Source organism: Paenibacillus sp. QJM3NY_38, assembly GCF_056173265.1.
Genome location: NZ_CM149665.1, coordinates 1,916,529 through 1,933,833 on the forward strand (window position 1 = coordinate 1,916,529; position 17,305 = coordinate 1,933,833).

A 17,305-nucleotide genomic window follows, 5' to 3' on the forward strand; every position below is an offset into this window, starting at 1 on the left:
ATGCAACAAACATTCAAAATTATTGACGAAGATGGAATTCACGCACGTCCGGCAACAGCATTGGTAAATACGGCTAACAAATTCCAGGACACCAATTCATTTGCTGAAGCTAACGGCAAAAAAGTAACGCTGAAATCGATCCTGGGCGTTCTGTCCCTCGGATTGGAGCAAGGTGATACATTGACACTGATCACGGAAGGCGGCAATGAGAGCGAAGCGCTGACAGCACTGCAAGAAGTGATGGTGAACGAAGGGTTAGGCGAGCTTCATGAATAATTTGAAAGGAATCGCGGCTTCCGCGGGCATCGCGATTGCACGAGCATTTACACTGGAGCACCCTGATTATTCTGTTACGGAAAAGCAAGTGGCAGACACGGATGCCGAGCTTTCGAAGCTGGATGCGGCGCTGGCTCAGTCCCAGGCTGAGCTTGAAGCGATCAAAGCCCGCACGCTTCAGGAACTCGGGGAGAAGAAGGCTGAGATTTTCGAATCTCACCTTCTCATCCTGAATGATCCGGAATTGATTGAACCAGTCAAAGCGAAAATCGCTTCCGATTCGGTTAATGCGGAGTACGCCTTAAATGAAACGGCAACCCAATTCATTCAAATGTTCGAGAACATGAAGAGTGCTTACTTGCAGGAGCGGGCAGCGGATATGCGTGACGTAACCAAACGTATTCTCAAGCATCTGCTGGGCCTGAATTATGTCAGCCCTTCAGAAATCAGCGAAGAAGTAATTGTGGTTGCAGAGGACTTGACTCCTTCGGACACAGCGCAGTTGAACCGCAACTACGTTAAAGGATTCACGACCAATATTGGCGGGCGCACCTCGCATTCTGCCATCATGGCCCGTTCGCTTGAAATTCCGGCTGTCGTCGGAACGAAAAACGTGCTCTCTTCGGTCCAAAACGGGGATTTGATCATCGTTGACGGACTGGAAGGGGATGTCATCATTAATCCTACGGAAGCCATCGTGGCCCAATACCGTGCGAAGCAGGATGCCTATGCCAAACAGGTCGAGGAATGGAAGAAACTCCGCTCCGAACCAACGGTATCCAAGGACGGGATCCATGTGGAGTTGGCCGCCAATATTGGGACACCGAACGATGTGACCGGCGTGCTGGAGAATGGCGGAGAAGCGGTAGGACTGTATCGCACAGAATTCCTGTACATGGGCAGGGATAAACTTCCTTCCGAAGAGATCCAGTATGTCGCCTATAAATCGGTACTGGAGAAAATGGAAGGCAAGCCGGTTGTTGTCCGCACGCTCGATATCGGCGGGGACAAGGAGCTGCCTTATCTGGATTTTCCTAAGGAAATGAATCCGTTCCTGGGATTCCGGGCCGTTAGGCTGTGCCTGGACCGTCAGGATATTTTCAGAACCCAGCTTCGGGCACTGCTCCGCGCAAGCGTCCACGGCAATCTGCGCATCATGTTTCCTATGATCGCGACGCTCGGTGAATTCCGTGAAGCCAAAGCGCTTCTGGAGGAAGAGAAATCCAAGCTTGTAAGCGAAGGCATTCCGGTATCCGAGGAGATCCAACTCGGGATCATGGTGGAGATTCCATCTACCGCGGTCCTGGCGGATCAGTTTGCCAAAGAGGTTGATTTCTTCAGTATCGGAACGAATGACCTTATCCAGTATACGATGGCCGCTGACCGCATGAATGAACGGGTTGCTTATTTGTATCAACCTTATAATCCGGCGATTCTGCGACTGGTTAAAATGGTCATCGATGCCGCTCATCGCGAAGGCCGTTGGGTTGGCATGTGCGGCGAAATGGCTGGTGACGCCACGGCGATTCCGATTCTCCTCGGTTTGGGGCTGGATGAGTTTAGCATGAGCGCTACATCCATTCTGCCGGCGCGCAGCCAGATCGGGAAGCTGTCCCGCAGTGATATGCAGGCACTCGCTGCCAAGGCGCTTGAAATGGGTACCGCAGAGGAAGTTGTGGCTCTGGTGGAATCCATAGAAACGGCAGCTGAGTAAGAAGGAAGACAACTTAACGACTTGATCGATCCATGCAGTGACGTATTTCGTTTGTTTTTTGGGGACTCTACCAATCTTTTTCCACGATAGCTTTACATTGACAACATCTGTCCATTTGGGCAGATGTTTTTTTTGTCAAAAGAAAGACACCCGGCATATTTGCTAGTATAATAGCCTAAATATATAGTTATTTGGCATCAAACCCAAACCAAATCAGGGCTTTTGGCATATCATGATATATGAAAGCGTTCTACATTCATGTGCTAGAGGTCTGTCTTATGATTCAGGCGCCCATACTAGGAAGTAAATCTACTTATAAGTGACGGTGATGATGACTATGGACATGATCAAGAGCTGCACAAGTGTTAAGCTGGGGGCAACCTGCCGAAGAGAGGGAACGGCCTTTCAGGTGTGGGCTCCGGATGCGGTTCATGTGAAACTGGCTTTGTATGAAAGCCCGGGAGAGTATAACGAGCAAGGTCTCGTAACGGATCACGAGCGTGGCACATTATATTTGATGGAACGTAATGGCGACGGCATATGGTCGGCTGTCGTAAACAGGGATCTTCACGGAACCTATTATATGTACCAAATCGAGTCAGCGGACGGCGACGTGCACTATGCCGTTGACCCTTATGCAACAGCGGTGTCAGCCAACGGCTGCCGCGGGGTGGTTGTCGATCTGGCGAAGAGCAATCCGCCGGGGTGGGAGCAGGATGTTAGACCCAAGCTGCTGAAGCCTACGGATGCGGTGCTCTATGAGCTTCATGTACGCGATTTCTCGATTCATACCGATTCGGGAATGAAATATAGAGGTAAATATAAGGCATTCACAGAAGGTGGCCTGCGGGATTCCGAAGGGAATACCATTGGATTGGATCATCTCGAAGAATTAGGTGTGACCCATGTGCATCTGCTGCCGATATTTGATTTTCGAACGGTCAATGAGCTGGACGGCTATAAAGCCGGCAGCTTGAGCCGCGAGTATAACTGGGGGTATGATCCGCAGAATTACAATGTTCCTGAAGGTTCATATTCGACAGATCCTATGGATCCGATCCTGCGCATCCGGGAGCTGAAGGAGATGATTCTGGCTCTGCATGCAAGGGGAATCCGTGTCGTCATGGACGTAGTTTACAACCATACGTATACGGTGGATGACGGTCCGTTTGAACGATTGGCGCCAGGGTATTTCTATCGCAAGGATGGATATGGACTTTTATCGAACGGTTCAGGTGTAGGCAACGAGCTGGCTACAGAGAAGCCGATGGTACGCAAATATATCAAGGATTCCTTAAGGTACTGGGCCGAGGAGTATCATATCGACGGCTTTCGATTTGATCTGATGGCTCTGATCGATACAACAACGATGAAAGAGATTGTAAGCGAGCTGCGTCGTGAGGTCGATAGCTCTCTCTTGTTCTACGGTGAGCCCTGGACGGGAGGAATGAGTCCGTTGACAGAGCAAACCGTCAAAGGAAGCCAGAAGGGTCAAGGCTTCGCTGTATTTAATGATCATTTCCGGCATGCCATCAAGGGTGACAATGACGGGCGCGGCCGAGGCTTTGCTACGGGCGAACCGTGGTACGAGGGCGCTGTCGTTGAAGGGATGATGGGCTCGATCCATGATTTTGCGCTTCATCCGGATGAGACGGTCAATTATGTCACCGTGCACGATAATTTGAATCTGTGGGACAAAATTTTGGTTGCTTGCGGGATGGAAGAACAGGCAGGTCTGCTTCGCATGACGGACGGGAAGCTGGTTAACGGCGGCGATGTATGGCAGGCTACGGCTGCTTCAACACCCTATGCCGGTATTCCTGATGAAGATGTAATGTCGGCAGCGGCTGTGCGCCGCAGCTTGCTGGCTAACGGGATCGTCCTGCTCTCTCAAGGGATTCCGCTGCTGCATGCCGGCGATGAGCTGCTTCGCACGAAATTTGGCGATCATAACAGCTACCGCAGCGGCGATGCCGTTAATGCGATCCGCTGGTCGAACAAGAAACGATTCAAACCCGTGTTTGACTATTACAAAGGCCTTATTGCCTTGCGCAAAGCTCATCCGGCATTTCGTATGGCTGCAAGAGAAGAGATCGAGGAACATATGGAAGTGCTGCGCAGCAGCGATCGGATTATCGCGTACCGATTAACGCATCATCAACAAGATAGCTGGGGCCAGATTGTAGTGATCGTGAACGGGAATGAGCATGAAATGACGGTTGATTTGCCGCCTACACCTTACCGCTGGAGCATCGTGGTGAATGATCGTCAGGCAGGTACAGATACGATCGAGATGTTGGACCAAGGAGCTATAGCGGTCCCAGGGCTTTCGCTGATGGTGTTGTACGAAGACCAGACCCAGAAGAAGCAAGGCTTGACTACCGTTGAGATTGAATATGAAAGACGTGATCAAGCATATGATGGCTGGAACGTATGGGTGTGGGGAACAGGCGTGGAGGATGGCAGCGTGCCATTCTCAAGAGTGGACGGCGGCAAAGCTCGAGCGGTCTTCTACGCAGCTTCCGGAACCAAGCGGGTTGGCTGTATCGTCAGGTTGAATGAATGGGAGGATCGGGAAGGCGAGAACGACTGGTTTATCGATATTCCGCCAGACGAAGCCAAGGTACGGATCTCGCTGCTAAGTGTCAAAGACGACGGCTCCGAAGGCCAAGAGCAGCGGGATATGGCGAGTTGAGGATTGTATATAAGGATTGTATATTGAAAAAATCAGGAGCCCTCCTATTGTACTGAAAAGGGGGCTCCTATTATTTATATTTCAAAAGGGGTACCATACATTACCCACAGGATTGAAATTTAAAACATCTGAAACTCATGATTAGTTAGCAGGTAAATAGGGTAATAATGAGATAGACTTTGTTTTCGATAAAGGAGGAAGTCACTCATGTCAAAAGGAAACACAGTTCAACTCCAAGCAGATGTTCGTGATGAATTTACCCGGGCTTCTCGCCGAGTGCTTCGCGAAAATGGCGGAATCCCCGGCGTTGTATACGGCGCGGGCGAGGAAAGCATCCCTGTAGCTGTTAATTTCAAGGATACGGCCAAGCTGTTCCACACCGGACGTTCAGAGGTATTCCAGCTTGATATTCCAGGCTCCGGTAAAATTCCGGTTTTGATTAAGGACATTCAAAAGAGACGCGGCACTGTATCCCATGTGGACTTTCTGCGGATCTCCATGAACAAGCCGGTTCGTGTCAGCATACCGGTGGATTATCAAGGTACTGCTGCCGGAACGAAATCTGGCGGTATTCTGCAAACCCAGGTGACCGAAATCGAAGTAGAGGGATTACCGGGCGAGCTGCCTACTACCCTCGAAGCGGACGTATCCGCTCTGGAGATTGGCGACAAGCTTACGGTTGCAGATATTAAAGTACCGGAAGGTATTACATTGCACGCTTCGGATGAGGAGGTTCTCGCAACCGTCATCGTGCCACGTGCTGTTGAGGCTGCAGAGACGGTGGATGAAGCGGAAGCTAAGGAAGCGGATGCGGGAGAGACAACCGAAGAATCATAATATGCACATTAAAAAAGGCGCTTGCTATGCTGGAATCCAGCGGAGCAGGCGCCTTTTTGTCAGGAAATTAGAAAATTCTATTTAACCTTGCGATCATGGATGCCTTTATAACTCATCGGGGCGTCTCCAAAGTATTTGTTCCAAATGGTCAGATACGTTCCGTCCTGCTGCATGGTAGCCAGTGCATTATCAACGGCGGCCACGAGATCCGGATTCCCTTTTACAAAGGCTGCGGAAATCTCGGACACCTGATCGGCGGATTCGGCGGCAGCGACCGGCAGATTCGGGAACTGCTGCTTCAGGTTGGTTACGGATAACTGGTCCGAAATGACGGCATCCAGCTCTCCGTTTGCGAGCTTGTTAGCTGCGTCTGATATATATTTGATCGGGACAATTTCCGCTCCATGCTTCTTGGCCATATCCTTATAAATTCCGGTTGGGTTCAGGCCGACACGCTTATCCTTGATGTCCGAGAAGGTGCGAATCTGATCTTCACCCGAGGAACGCACAAGCAGAACAGGGGTTGAGGATAGATAAGCGACGGAAAAATCATAGAGGGCCCGCCGGTCCGGCTTGTCTTCAATCTGGTTGAAGACGGCGTCGTATTTGCCTTCCGTCAATCCTGGCAGCAGATTCTCCCACTCGGTTTCAACGAATTCTGCTCTTAGCTCCATATGACGGGCAACCTCTTCAGCGATTTCCACATCAAAACCTGTAAGTCTTCCGCCCGTTCCATGGTAACTGAAAGGGGGATAATCCCGTTCCGTTGCAATTCGCAGGGTCCCGCGCTCCACGGCATTCCGAAGCAGGAAGCCCGTGTTCACCCGGTAAGGATTTACGCCCATGTTGGGGGTCGGCACCCGGTCATTACTGTTAGGCGTGCATCCGGCAAGTACAATTGAAGCGATCAGTGTGAATAAACAGGCAAGACTGATCCAACGTATCGATTTTGTTCCGCGCATGATTCCAGAAACCATCCTTTCTTTATTCACGGTCCTTCGAGGCCCATTTCGTAAAGTTAGGATGTCCCAAAGGATGGTTCGTATATTCGTGAAATGTCGGTACACGGTAAGAACTTAGGGTCTCTAATCGGATGGAAGAGGAGAATGAAAATAGGCTGTGCTATTTCCGTCTGCAGCAGCAGTGGAAAAGCGCAGCCTATTTTTGCTAGATAGAATTGAAGCTAACGTTGACATGCTCTTGATACAGCGCTTTATGCTTCTTAACGGGCCATCCATCCGCCATCAACACAAAGTACATGTCCGTTCATATAATCCGAAGCGGCGGAAGCGAGGAATACGGCGGGTCCGCCAATATCCTCGGGTTTTCCCCAGCGTCCGGCAGGAATACGTTCCGTAATGGAAGTCCGTCGTTCCTCATCCTGACGGATGGCTGCCGTATTATCGGTTTCGATATAACCGGGAGCAATTCCGTTCACTTGGATGCCGCTGGCTGCCCATTCATTGGCCAAAGCTTTCGTAAGGCCGGCAACACCATGCTTGCTTGCCGTATATCCGGGCACGTTGATTCCGCCTTGGTAGGACAGCATGGAGCAAATGTTAATGATTTTGCCGCTGCCGCGTTCAATCATATGTCTTCCGGCAAGTTGGGACAGCAAAAATACGGTATTCAGATTCAAGTCAATCACGTCAAGCCAATCTTGAGTACCATGATCCTTGGCAGGCTTCCGGCGGATAATACCCGCATTGTTTACGAGAATGTCCACATGCCCCGTCAGCTCCAGTGCTTGGTCAAAAGTTTGCTGGAGTTTGCTCTGGTCGCTTAGATCGACCTTGATTTCGGAAGCTTTTCTGCCGAGTGAAGTAATGGCTTCTATCGTTTCGGCGCTTGTATTCATGGACACGGCAACGATATCCGCGCCGGCTTCGGCCAGAGCTATCGCTATGCCTTGCCCTAGTCCTCTGGCGGAGCCGGTGACGATTGCGGTTTTACCTGATAAGTCAAACCTGTTCATGCTCCAGTATCCCCTCTCATATGCTCTCTATTAGTGATTATGAAGTTAGGCCGGTTTTGAGTTTTCATGCGGCGTTTACAGCATGGTAACGCCGGCACCTTCATATTGTTTGATCGTCTCGGGTGGCAGTCCCGCATCGGTAATGATGCCGCTGATCTCCTGCAGGGATGAAAATGTCCTTAATGCCGTTTGACCAAATTTGTGATGATCGACAACGGCATAAACCTCCAGCGAAGTTTCGATTAATGCCCGTTTGAAAGGGATCAAGTCCCCGGTATATATGGACAATCCATGATCAAGATGGACGCCCGTGGCGGATATGAAGGCTTTTTGAATGTTCAGCTGTGATACATACGATACGCCTTCAGGGCCTGCGAGCATATTTCGGACCCGGTAGCCCCCCGGAACGACCAAACGGATATGATTCTTGGTCGCCAATTCGCTGATGATATACACATCGTTCGTAATGACCGTCAGAGGCACATCCTCCAGCCTGCGGGCAATCTCCAGCGTGGTGCTGCCTCCGTCTAAGGCAATGATGTCATCGGTATTGATATGCTTCAGCGCTTTCAGCGCGATTTCGGTCTTTTCAGTCGGATGTTTGGCAAGCGGTTCTTTGGACGGCAGGATGCCGAATTGATCGCTGTGCGCAAGGACAGCTCCACCATGCACACGAACGATTAGCCCCTGTTCCTCCAGCTTGGTCAGATCCTCGCGTATGGTTTTTCCGGTTACTTGAAGTTGCTGGCTTAGGTCGGCGACAGTCACTTCTTTATGGGTTAGAAGGTACTCCATTATTTTTTCATAGCGTCGTAACGGGTTCATATGAATCTCAACTCTTCCGTGGGTTAATGGATAATCCCCTCTATTTTAAATCTTTTATGGACACCGGGTCCATATCATCATAACGTTTATTATCTCCGGCCATGCCCCAGATAAAGGTATAGTTGCTTGTGCCTACCCCGCTGTGGATCGACCAGCTTGGCGAAATCACGGCCTGCTCATTGCGCATGACGATGTGCCGCGTTTCATTGGGTTCACCCATCAGATGGATGACAACCGCTTCTTCCGGTAAATCAAAATAGAGATATGCCTCCATGCGTCTTGGGTGAGTATGGGCAGGCATCGTGTTCCACATGTTTCCTTCTTTCAGCAGGGTCATACCCATGACAAGCTGGGCGCTCTCGATGCCTTTTTGATGAATGAAACGATAGATTACGCGATCATTGGAATTTTTGATATCGCCCAAAGCGCTGGAATCGGCTTCCTCCAGAGTGGCCTTGGCTGTCGGGAATGATTGGTGCGCTGGCGCAGAATTCAAATAGAATTTGGCTGGGTTGGATGGATCCGTGCTTTTAAAAATAACCTCTTCCGTGCCCATGCCAACGTACAAGCATTCTTTGTTGTTCAGTTCATGCTCCGCACCGTCCACCAGTACGGTACCATGTCCGCCAATATTGATAATGCCAAGCTCACGGCGTTCCAGGAAAGAGGAAACACCCAGCTCTTTAAGGTCGGTTTCCAATTTGACTTGTTCTTGAACGGGAGCGGCACCACCGATAATCATACGATCTTCGTGCGTCAGGACAAGCTCCAGCTTGTCAGGCGTAAACAGGACGGGGATATGGAATTCCTTGCGAAGTCTTTCTGTGTCATATTGTTTCACTTCATTAGGGTGTGATGCATAACGTCTTTCCATGTTCGTTCATCTCCTCATCATTCTATTATAATGAATTCATAATGTTCATATAAGTACAAATTACTCCATTTATGTTCATATTACAAGAGCTAATTCCTAAATGAACCATAATTATACCTGGTGAACATCTAGCCGACTTCATTTATATCTGACTGAACTTGCAGCAGAAAGGGAAGAACTAGCATCAATGGGGATGGGCAGGCTGCCCTGAAATGTTCTTCAGCAAGGCTAGCTATGAAGTGAACAAGGTACGACTAGGAGATTGATGACCCGATGAAAAGAATGATTGTAATTCTAACAGCTGTGCTTGCAGTGACCGGTTCTCAAAATACGGCTGATGTCCCGCATTATCCTTATCATCAAACCGGGGAACGGGAAGTCTGGATGAGGTCGGAGAATGAGCGCGATCAATCCTGGGTTAATATCGCCCATCGGGGCGCGTCGGGTTATGCCCCGGAAAATACGATGGCATCTTTTGTTAAAGCATTTGATATGGGAGCGGATATGCTGGAATTGGATGTCCAATTGAGCAAGGATGGACAGGTCGTTGTGATTCATGATTCCACGGTTGAGCGAACCACCGATGGGCAGGGAGAAGTAGGCGATTTAACCTTTGAGGAGCTGCGTATGCTGGATGCAGGTTCATGGTACGATTCGGCGTTTAAAGGAGAAGTCATTCCCGCTTTGGCGGAGGTGCTTGAGCATTTCGCGGGGCGCATCGGGCTGTTGATCGAATTGAAATCTCCCTCCCGGTATCCGGGTATCGAGCAAAGGGTCGCAGACGAGTTGAAAAGGTATAACATCGGCGCTGATGGTGGTGAGAGGTACAAGGACCTGATCATCGTGCAGTCAGCAGATACGGACTCGCTCCTTCGATTTCGTCAACTGATGCCCGATATCCCGCTGGGCGTTGTTATCACCAGTGCGGGCGACTTATCCAAGCAGCGGCTGGTAGATATGAAGACCTATGCGGAGTATGTGAATGTATCGATGAGGCTGGTATCCAAAGGGCTGGTTCAAAAGATACATCAATCCGGGCTGAAAACAATGGTCTGGACCATCCGGGATATGCTGCAAATTCCTTATGTGCTTCAAATTAACGTGGATGGGATTATTACGGATTACCCGGATCGGGTACCGATTTCAATTTCGAACAGGAAAATGATCAGATAAATGGCGTAACGGTGTTGACAACCTTTTGAGAAATCAAGGGTTGTTTTTTATGTTAGAAAATATAACATAAATTTAAAGGTTAAGAGTGAGTTGCAGGATTTCTTTATTTTTATGTAAGAAAATATTACTTAAATTACGAAAAATAAACTGAAATCTTATTATTTTTGAAAAAATAAATAAAATAATGTCATGATTATTGACATAGAAAATATAAGGCAACTATAATGTGGGATAACGAACAGAGAAGGCAGTTTGCAGATAGAATGTTCGGAAACGTAAAAAAGGGAGTTGGGAGCGAATGAAGAAACAAAGCGTGATCGTTAAAGGCTGGGCCTCATTTGTTTTATGTGCAATCTTGATGTCAGGCTGCGTGACGGAAAAGGAAGCCGCTCCAACCGCCGGTGCGGATAACGGGAGTCCGGGGGTAGAAGCCGCTGGCGATTCAATTAAGGTTGGCATTCTTCACTCACTCAGCGGAACGATGGCAATAAGCGAGGTATCCGTTAAGGATGCGGAGATGCTTGCCATCGAAGAAATCAATGCAGCTGGCGGCGTGCTTGGCAAGCAGATCGAACCCGTAATCGAGGACGGTGCCTCCGATTGGCCGACCTTCGCGGAGAAAGCGGGAAAATTGCTGCAGCAGGATAAAGTTGCCGCCGTATTCGGAGGCTGGACCTCCGCCAGTCGGAAAGCCATGCTCCCTGTTTTCGAACAAAACAACGGTCTTTTATTTTATCCGGTTCAATATGAAGGGCTGGAATCCTCCCCTAACATTTTTTATACGGGCGCCACAACCAATCAGCAAATCGTGCCTTCGGTGTCCTGGCTGCTCGAGAACCGCGGCAAAAAAATGTTCCTGCTCGGCTCCGATTATGTGTTCCCAAGAACGGCCAACAAGATCATTAAGGCCCAGTTGACGGCCGAGGGCGGCAAGCTGGCGGGAGAGGAATACACGCCGCTGGGCCATACCGATTTCAGCACGATTATAGCCAAGATCAAGGAGGCGAAGCCCGATATCGTCTATAACACGCTGAACGGCGACAGCAACGTGGCCTTCTTCAAGCAGCTGAAGGATGCGGGCATTACCTCCAAGGATATGACCACGCTGTCCGTCAGCGTGGCGGAGGAGGAGATCCGCGGCATCGGCGCCGATATACTGGAGGGGCATCTGGCAGCCTGGAACTATTATCAATCTACCGATACTCCGGAGAACAAGACTTTTGTCGACAAATACAAAGCAAAATACGGCGCTGACCGCGTGACGGCTGACCCGATCGAAGCAGGATACACGGCGGTGTACTTATGGAAGGCCGCGGTGGAGAAGGCAGGAACAACGGAGGTGGCCAAGGTGAAGGAAGCGGCAAAAGGCATTGAGTTCGCCGCTCCGGAAGGAAAAGTAACCATTGATGGGGAGAATCAGCACATTCATAAAACGGTGCGCATCGGCGAGGTGCAGGCTGACGGGCAATTCAAGGAGCTTTGGAATTCGGGCGAACCCGTTAAACCGGACCCTTATCTGAAAACTTATGATTGGGCGAAGGGATTAAGCGGAGAATAAAGCTTGATCTCATGCATGGATGGCCTTCGGGCTATTTCGTGAAAGGAGGTTCACCCGGATGGGAATGACGATTCTGCAAGTGTTTAACGGACTCAGCGTCAGCTCGATCCTATTATTGATTGCTCTTGGCTTAGCGGTGACGTTCGGCTTGATGAATGTCATTAATATGGCCCATGGCGAGCTGATCATGATCGGTGCTTACTCAACGTACGTCACGCAAGGTTTGTTTACCGCGTATATGCCGAAATCCTGGTTCGACACCTATTTCATCGTGGCTTTGCTTGTATCGTTCTTGGTTGCAGCCGCCGTCGGATGGCTGCTTGAAATGGTGCTCATACGCCATCTGTACGGCAGGCCGCTGGATAGTTTGCTCGCCACATGGGGCGTCGGGATGATGCTCCAGCAAATCGCAAGATTCATCTTCGGCGCGCCGAATGTGGCTGTTACCAGCCCTTCCTGGCTAAACGGCGGGCTGGCGATCACTTCAAGCATCGTCCTTCCGTACAAGCGGCTGTTCATCATCGTATTGGTGGCCGTCGTGCTGACAGCCATGTATCTCTATATTTATAGAACGGTCCAAGGCCGAAGAATGCGGGCGGTGATGCAAAATCGAAGCATGGCCGGGTGTCTCGGTATTTCAACCCGACGCGTGGACGGCCTGACGTTTGCGATCGGCTCAGGCATTGCCGGCATTGCTGGCTGCGCGTTAACATTGCTCGGCCCGATCGGTCCTTCGATCGGAACCTACTATATTGTCGATGCTTTCATGGTGGTGGTCCTCGGCGGCGTTGGAAAGTTGATCGGCACGGTTGCCGGGGCACTGGGCATCGGCGTGTTCAATACGCTGTTTGAGACTTACACTTCGGCATCCATCGGCAAAGTGCTGGTATTCGCCTGCATCGTGGCATTCCTGCAGTGGAAGCCACGCGGGCTCGTTGCACTTCGAACACGCAGCCTGGATTAGAGAGGAGGGGATGGTATGGTGCTGAAATGGTTGACAGGAAACCCCGGCAGCCGATCGAAACGGATGATGTGGAGCGCGGTACTGCTCCTGATGTGTATGGCACCTTTGTTCACGACCCCTTTTCGCCTCGGTTTGTTAACGAAATTTCTGGCTTTGGCGATCCTGGCGGTTGGGCTTGACCTGATCTGGGGCTATGGCGGCATTCTAAGCCTTGGGCACGGCGTGTTCTTTGGATTAGGCGCTTATGCCATGGCCATGTATTTGAAGCTGGACGCCAGCGGCGCGTCCCTGCCTGATTTCATGGGATGGAGCGGAGTAACGGCGCTCCCATGGTTCTGGGAGCCATTCCGATCGTTCCCCGCAGCCTTGCTACTCGGGATGCTGCTCCCGGCCCTGCTTGCGTTGATACTTGGATTCTTTACGTTTCGCAACCGGATCGTCGGCGTATATTTTACGATTCTGACGCAGGCTCTGGTTATGATCGTGGTTACGCTGTTTGTAGGCAAGCAGCAGTGGACAGGGGGCACGAACGGGCTAACGGGATACAATTCCATTTTGGGTTTTAATCTAAACGCTCCGTCAACGAAAATCGGGTTGTATTTTATTACGCTTGCCGCTTTGGCAGGAGCCTATATTCTGTGCCGAAGAATTGTGAACAGCAGGGTGGGCCAGGTGCTGGAAGCCTCAAGAGATGGGGAGAACCGGGTGCGGTTTCTGGGTTTTGACCCTTCCCGTTACAAGACCTTTGCCTTTGCCGTATCGGGCGGTCTGGCCGGGCTTGCAGGCATGCTGTTTGTCCTTCAGGTCGGCATTATTTCGCCGTCGATGATGGGCATCGTTCCGTCCATTGAAATGGTGCTTTGGGTCGCTCTAGGCGGCAGGGGTACGCTGATCGGCGCTATTATTGGCGCCGTGCTGCTGAACGCAGCCAAGACCGGGATCAGCGAGGCTTATCCGGAAGGATGGCTGCTCGTATTGGGTGCATTATTTGTCATCGTTGTTGTGTTGATGCCAAAAGGATTGACCGGATTGTGGAGCAAGGTGGTTTCGTCATTATCTCGAAGAGGAGGGACTGTGCATGCAGCCGTACGCGAAGAGAGTTGATATGCCGCTAGCTGTCCATGGAGAAGTCAGGGATATCGGTATTTCCCCCATCGTGTTGTCCGCGGAGAACATTACGGTCACTTTTGGCGGGTTTGTAGCGGTAAACGGTATGAATCTGGCACTGCGTCAGCATGAGCTGCATTTTCTGATCGGCCCGAACGGCGCGGGAAAAACCACGATGCTGGACGTGATCTGCGGGAAAACAAAGCCTGCCGCAGGAAAGGTGCTGCTTGGGGACGGACTGGAAATCACCAGAAAGCGGGAGTATGAAATCGCCCGTCTCGGTGTGGGGCGAAAATTTCAAGCGCCGTCGATATTTCCAAACTTGAGCGTCAAAGAAAACCTGGAGCTGACAGTCGATCCCGATCGAAGCGTGTTCCGTGCGCTGAAGGCCAGGAGAAATCGGTGCACCACGTTCGAGATGAAGAAGGTTCTGGAATTGATTGGGCTGCCCGATCGGATACACGTTCGGGCAGGCTCTCTGTCGCATGGAGAGAAGCAATGGCTGGAGATCGGCATGCTGCTGCTTCAAAAGCCGCGGCTTCTGCTGCTCGATGAGCCGGTAGCGGGGATGACGGACGAGGAGACGATGAAGACCGGTGCACTCCTCCAGCGCATCGCCAAGGAATGCTCCGTCGTTGTCGTTGAGCACGATATGGAGTTTGTGCGCTCTTTTGCCGCTAAGGTTACCGTGATGCATGAAGGGAAACTGCTGAAGGAAGGCTCCATGCAGGAGATTCAGCGCGATCCGCTGGTAGCCGAGGTTTATCTGGGAAAAAGGAGGGAGGCGAATGCTCAAGCTGCAGGGCATTGAATCGGGCTACGGGGAGAGTCCCGTCCTCCGCGGCGTATCCATGGTTGTCGACCCGGCGAAGGTCGTATGTCTGGTAGGGCGCAACGGCGTCGGCAAAACCACGCTCATGCGGACCCTGACCGGGCAGCTGAAAATCCGACAGGGACGGATGACTCTTGGCGAGCAGGAGGTTACCGGCTGGGATTCCGTAAAAAGAGCGAGAGGCGGCATCGGATATGTTCCGCAAGGGCGCGAGATTTTCCCCCAGCTTACCGTGATGGAAAATCTGCTGCTCGGACTTGAGCCAATCGTGCCGAGGAGGAAGGCATTCCCGGAGGATGTGTTAGCCCTGTTCCCAGTGCTGCCCCAAATGTACCACCGTCAAGGCGGTGATTTAAGCGGTGGTCAGCAGCAGCAGCTAGCCTTTGCGAGGGCGCTCGCCTCCAGACCCAAGGTTCTGCTGCTCGACGAGCCGACTGAGGGAATCCAGCCTTCCATCGTGGAGGAAATTCAAGACGTGATCCGGGGGATCAAAGCCAAAGGGGAAACGTCGGTCATTCTGGTGGAGCAGAGCATCGAGTTTGTCCGGAGCGTAGCCGACTATATCTATGTCATGGATAAAGGTACAATTGTTGCCGAAGGGGTACAGGATGCTATCGATATGGAGCAGTTCGAGCATTATTTGACGGTCTAAGGAAGAGTATTCATTCAAGTTCATTGGCGTTTGGAGGTAAATTATCATCATCATTTGAATAAATAGAAGGTTGTCTCTGTAAGGGTTCGTTTTTTCCACCTGCAGGGGCAGCTCTTTTTTTTATTTTTGATCTTGCTATTTTTGAGATGCGGGGTTAGAATGTGAGTGATTCAACTTGTACGTACATTTATAAGTATATTGATAACGATTGTATATAGGTATGTACAAATTAGTGAGCAAGCATTCATACAGGAGGCGTTATTATTATGAAATTGAAACCGCATTCTTTTTGGTTCGTCACCGGAAGCCAGCACTTGTATGGTCCCGAAACGCTGGAGCAGGTAGCTGAGCATTCCCGCATCGTGGCAACGGAGTTTGATAAAGATCCTGTATTTTCCTATCCCATTGTGTTCAAGCCGATCGTAACGACACCCGATGAAATATACAACCTGATTCTTGAGGCTAACAACGATGAGTCCTGCGCAGGCATTATGACCTGGATGCACACCTTCTCCCCGGCCAAAATGTGGATCGCGGGGCTATCCCAATTGCAGAAGCCGCTTCTTCATTTCCATACCCAATTCAATCGGGATATCCCTTGGGAAACGATTGATATGGACTTTATGAATTTGAACCAATCCGCGCACGGTGATCGCGAGTATGGTCATATCGGTGCCCGTCTCGGCATTGCCCGCAAGGTGGTTGTGGGCCATTGGGAAGACGGGGAGGTTCGCGACAGCATTGCCGGATGGATGCGGACCGCCGCGGCCTATGCCGAAAGCCGCAGGCTGAAGGTGGCCCGCTTCGGCGATAATATGCGCCAGGTGGCGGTAACCGAAGGAGATAAAGTAGAAGCGCAAATCAAGCTTGGCTGGTCCGTGAACGGTTATGGCATCGGCGATCTTGTGCAGTCCATGAATGAAGTTGGCGATGATGAGGTAAAAGCCCTCTTGAATGAATACGCCGATTTGTATTCGATAACCAAGGAAGGGCTTAGCGATGGCCCCGTACGCGATTCCATTGCGTACCAAGCCCAGATCGAGATTGCGCTTCGTCGTTTCCTTGAGGAAGGCGGCTTTGGCGCATTCACGACGACCTTTGAGGATCTGCATGGAATGAAGCAGCTTCCGGGACTCGCCGTACAGCGTCTGATGGAGTCGGGTTACGGCTTCGGCGGGGAAGGGGATTGGAAAACAGCTGCCCTGACCCGTGTATTGAAGGTGCTTGCCGGCAATAAAAGCACTTCCTTCATGGAGGACTACACCTATCACTTTGAGCCGGGGAATCATATGATTCTTGGATCGCACATGCTGGAAGTATGTCCGACCATCGCATTGGATAAACCGACGCTGGAGGTTCATCCGCTCGGGATTGGAGGTAAGGGGGATCCGGCACGTCTCGTGTTTAACGGACAGGACGGCCCAGCTGTGAATGCTTCCCTGGTCGATCTGGGCCATCGCTTCAGACTGCTGGTGAATGTGGTGGATGGCGTCAAGGTTGAACAGCCGATGCCGAAGCTGCCGGTCGCCCGTGTGCTGTGGAAACCGCAGCCATCCCTTCGAGAGTCTGCGGAAGCGTGGATTTTGGCTGGCGGAGCGCATCATACCGTCCTCTCTTATGCTATGACGGCAGAGCATTTGAGCGATTGGGCGGAGATGGTCGGCATTGAAACGGTCATTATTGATAAGGATACAACGATACCGCGCTTCAAGAACGAGCTCCGTTGGAGTGAAGCCGCATACCGTCTGCGGTAACTGGTTCTGTCGGCATTCCCCTGGCCTGTGTTACAATAGCGAGATAACTTAGGATTGCAGGTGATCCTA

At 51.0% G+C, this 17,305-nt stretch carries 15 protein-coding genes; 11 read left to right on the top strand and 4 right to left on the bottom strand.

Annotated elements, in window-relative coordinates:
- The 4 genes from AC0VZ8_RS08420 to AC0VZ8_RS08435 all read left to right on the top strand — a co-directional run bounded on the left by AC0VZ8_RS08420 (nucleotide 1) and on the right by AC0VZ8_RS08435 (nucleotide 5,522).
- The gene (locus AC0VZ8_RS08420; protein WP_071222804.1) at nucleotides 1-276 is read left to right on the top strand and encodes an HPr family phosphocarrier protein; all 276 of its coding nucleotides are present in this window, start codon (nucleotides 1-3) and stop codon (nucleotides 274-276) included.
- Complete coding sequence (ptsP, locus tag AC0VZ8_RS08425; protein ID WP_475486611.1) at nucleotides 269-1,990, top strand: phosphoenolpyruvate--protein phosphotransferase; 1,722 nt, start codon at nucleotides 269-271, stop codon at nucleotides 1,988-1,990. The genes AC0VZ8_RS08420 and ptsP overlap by 8 nt, the downstream gene beginning before the upstream one ends.
- A 343-nt stretch (nucleotides 1,991-2,333) precedes the next feature.
- Entirely contained in the window at nucleotides 2,334-4,685 is a 2,352-nt protein-coding gene (pulA, locus tag AC0VZ8_RS08430; RefSeq protein WP_475487662.1) for a type I pullulanase, read from the top strand.
- A gap of 207 nt (nucleotides 4,686-4,892) precedes the next feature.
- Nucleotides 4,893-5,522: a 50S ribosomal protein L25 gene (locus AC0VZ8_RS08435; RefSeq protein ID WP_071222806.1), complete on the top strand. Its 630-nt coding sequence runs from the start codon at nucleotides 4,893-4,895 to the stop codon at nucleotides 5,520-5,522.
- Between the two features lie 77 nt (nucleotides 5,523-5,599).
- Here the strand turns inward: AC0VZ8_RS08435 and AC0VZ8_RS08440 are convergent, their stop codons facing one another.
- The 4 genes from AC0VZ8_RS08440 to kduI all read right to left on the bottom strand — a co-directional run bounded on the left by AC0VZ8_RS08440 (nucleotide 5,600) and on the right by kduI (nucleotide 9,196).
- Nucleotides 5,600-6,484, bottom strand: coding sequence for a transporter substrate-binding domain-containing protein (locus AC0VZ8_RS08440; RefSeq protein WP_260064389.1), 885 nt, complete (start codon nucleotides 6,482-6,484; stop codon nucleotides 5,600-5,602).
- 260 nt (nucleotides 6,485-6,744) lie between these two features.
- Nucleotides 6,745-7,497 carry a 2-dehydro-3-deoxy-D-gluconate 5-dehydrogenase KduD gene (kduD, locus tag AC0VZ8_RS08445; protein ID WP_475486612.1) on the bottom strand — a complete coding sequence of 251 codons (753 nt, stop codon included), beginning with the start codon at nucleotides 7,495-7,497 and terminating at the stop codon, nucleotides 6,745-6,747.
- Nucleotides 7,498-7,572: 75 nt separating this feature from the next.
- On the bottom strand, nucleotides 7,573-8,322 hold the full coding sequence (locus AC0VZ8_RS08450; protein WP_475486613.1) for a DeoR/GlpR family DNA-binding transcription regulator: 750 nt from the start codon (nucleotides 8,320-8,322) through the stop codon (nucleotides 7,573-7,575).
- A gap of 40 nt (nucleotides 8,323-8,362) precedes the next feature.
- Nucleotides 8,363-9,196 carry a 5-dehydro-4-deoxy-D-glucuronate isomerase gene (kduI, locus tag AC0VZ8_RS08455; RefSeq protein ID WP_071222810.1) on the bottom strand — a complete coding sequence of 278 codons (834 nt, stop codon included), beginning with the start codon at nucleotides 9,194-9,196 and terminating at the stop codon, nucleotides 8,363-8,365.
- A gap of 273 nt (nucleotides 9,197-9,469) precedes the next feature.
- On the opposite strand from kduI, the gene AC0VZ8_RS08460 reads away from it, so the two are divergent.
- From AC0VZ8_RS08460 to araA, 7 genes are all read left to right on the top strand, one after another.
- Nucleotides 9,470-10,369 carry a glycerophosphodiester phosphodiesterase gene (locus AC0VZ8_RS08460; protein ID WP_475486614.1) on the top strand — a complete coding sequence of 300 codons (900 nt, stop codon included), beginning with the start codon at nucleotides 9,470-9,472 and terminating at the stop codon, nucleotides 10,367-10,369.
- A 298-nt stretch (nucleotides 10,370-10,667) separates the two neighbouring features.
- A complete protein-coding gene (gene urtA / locus AC0VZ8_RS08465) occupies nucleotides 10,668-11,927 on the top strand; it encodes an urea ABC transporter substrate-binding protein (RefSeq protein ID WP_475486615.1) in 1,260 nt (419 codons plus the stop codon).
- Nucleotides 11,928-11,985: 58 nt separating this feature from the next.
- Entirely contained in the window at nucleotides 11,986-12,891 is a 906-nt protein-coding gene (gene urtB / locus AC0VZ8_RS08470) for an urea ABC transporter permease subunit UrtB (RefSeq protein WP_475486616.1), read from the top strand.
- Nucleotides 12,892-12,906: 15 nt separating this feature from the next.
- Nucleotides 12,907-13,995, top strand: coding sequence for an urea ABC transporter permease subunit UrtC (gene urtC, locus AC0VZ8_RS08475; protein WP_475486617.1), 1,089 nt, complete (start codon nucleotides 12,907-12,909; stop codon nucleotides 13,993-13,995).
- Nucleotides 13,970-14,809 (top strand): urea ABC transporter ATP-binding protein UrtD, encoded by an 840-nt coding sequence (gene urtD / locus AC0VZ8_RS08480; RefSeq protein WP_475486618.1) that lies wholly within the window; start codon nucleotides 13,970-13,972, stop codon nucleotides 14,807-14,809. Before urtC ends, urtD begins: the two co-directional genes overlap by 26 nt.
- Nucleotides 14,787-15,482 (top strand): urea ABC transporter ATP-binding subunit UrtE, encoded by a 696-nt coding sequence (urtE, locus tag AC0VZ8_RS08485; RefSeq protein ID WP_475486619.1) that lies wholly within the window; start codon nucleotides 14,787-14,789, stop codon nucleotides 15,480-15,482. Before urtD ends, urtE begins: the two co-directional genes overlap by 23 nt.
- A 266-nt stretch (nucleotides 15,483-15,748) precedes the next feature.
- On the top strand, nucleotides 15,749-17,236 hold the full coding sequence (gene araA, locus AC0VZ8_RS08490) for an L-arabinose isomerase (RefSeq protein WP_475486620.1): 1,488 nt from the start codon (nucleotides 15,749-15,751) through the stop codon (nucleotides 17,234-17,236).
- Nucleotides 17,237-17,305: the final 69 nt, after the last annotated feature.

Bases quoted from the DNA above. Each gene is read 5' to 3' on its own strand.
- urtE (WP_475486619.1), top strand. From the start codon at position 14,787: ATGCTCAAGCTGCAGGGCATTGAATCGGGCTACGGGGAGAGTCCCGTC.
- AC0VZ8_RS08460 (WP_475486614.1), top strand. From the start codon at position 9,470: ATGAAAAGAATGATTGTAATTCTAACAGCTGTGCTTGCAGTGACCGGT.
- pulA (WP_475487662.1), top strand. From the start codon at position 2,334: ATGATCAAGAGCTGCACAAGTGTTAAGCTGGGGGCAACCTGCCGAAGA.
- AC0VZ8_RS08440 (WP_260064389.1), bottom strand. From the start codon at position 6,484: ATGCGCGGAACAAAATCGATACGTTGGATCAGTCTTGCCTGTTTATTC.
- ptsP (WP_475486611.1), top strand. From the start codon at position 269: ATGAATAATTTGAAAGGAATCGCGGCTTCCGCGGGCATCGCGATTGCA.
- urtD (WP_475486618.1), top strand. From the start codon at position 13,970: ATGCAGCCGTACGCGAAGAGAGTTGATATGCCGCTAGCTGTCCATGGA.
- AC0VZ8_RS08450 (WP_475486613.1), bottom strand. From the start codon at position 8,322: ATGAACCCGTTACGACGCTATGAAAAAATAATGGAGTACCTTCTAACC.
- urtB (WP_475486616.1), top strand. From the start codon at position 11,986: ATGGGAATGACGATTCTGCAAGTGTTTAACGGACTCAGCGTCAGCTCG.
- urtA (WP_475486615.1), top strand. From the start codon at position 10,668: ATGAAGAAACAAAGCGTGATCGTTAAAGGCTGGGCCTCATTTGTTTTA.
- kduI (WP_071222810.1), bottom strand. From the start codon at position 9,196: ATGGAAAGACGTTATGCATCACACCCTAATGAAGTGAAACAATATGAC.
- kduD (WP_475486612.1), bottom strand. From the start codon at position 7,497: ATGAACAGGTTTGACTTATCAGGTAAAACCGCAATCGTCACCGGCTCC.
- AC0VZ8_RS08420 (WP_071222804.1), top strand. From the start codon at position 1: ATGCAACAAACATTCAAAATTATTGACGAAGATGGAATTCACGCACGT.
- AC0VZ8_RS08435 (WP_071222806.1), top strand. From the start codon at position 4,893: ATGTCAAAAGGAAACACAGTTCAACTCCAAGCAGATGTTCGTGATGAA.
- araA (WP_475486620.1), top strand. From the start codon at position 15,749: ATGAAATTGAAACCGCATTCTTTTTGGTTCGTCACCGGAAGCCAGCAC.
- urtC (WP_475486617.1), top strand. From the start codon at position 12,907: ATGGTGCTGAAATGGTTGACAGGAAACCCCGGCAGCCGATCGAAACGG.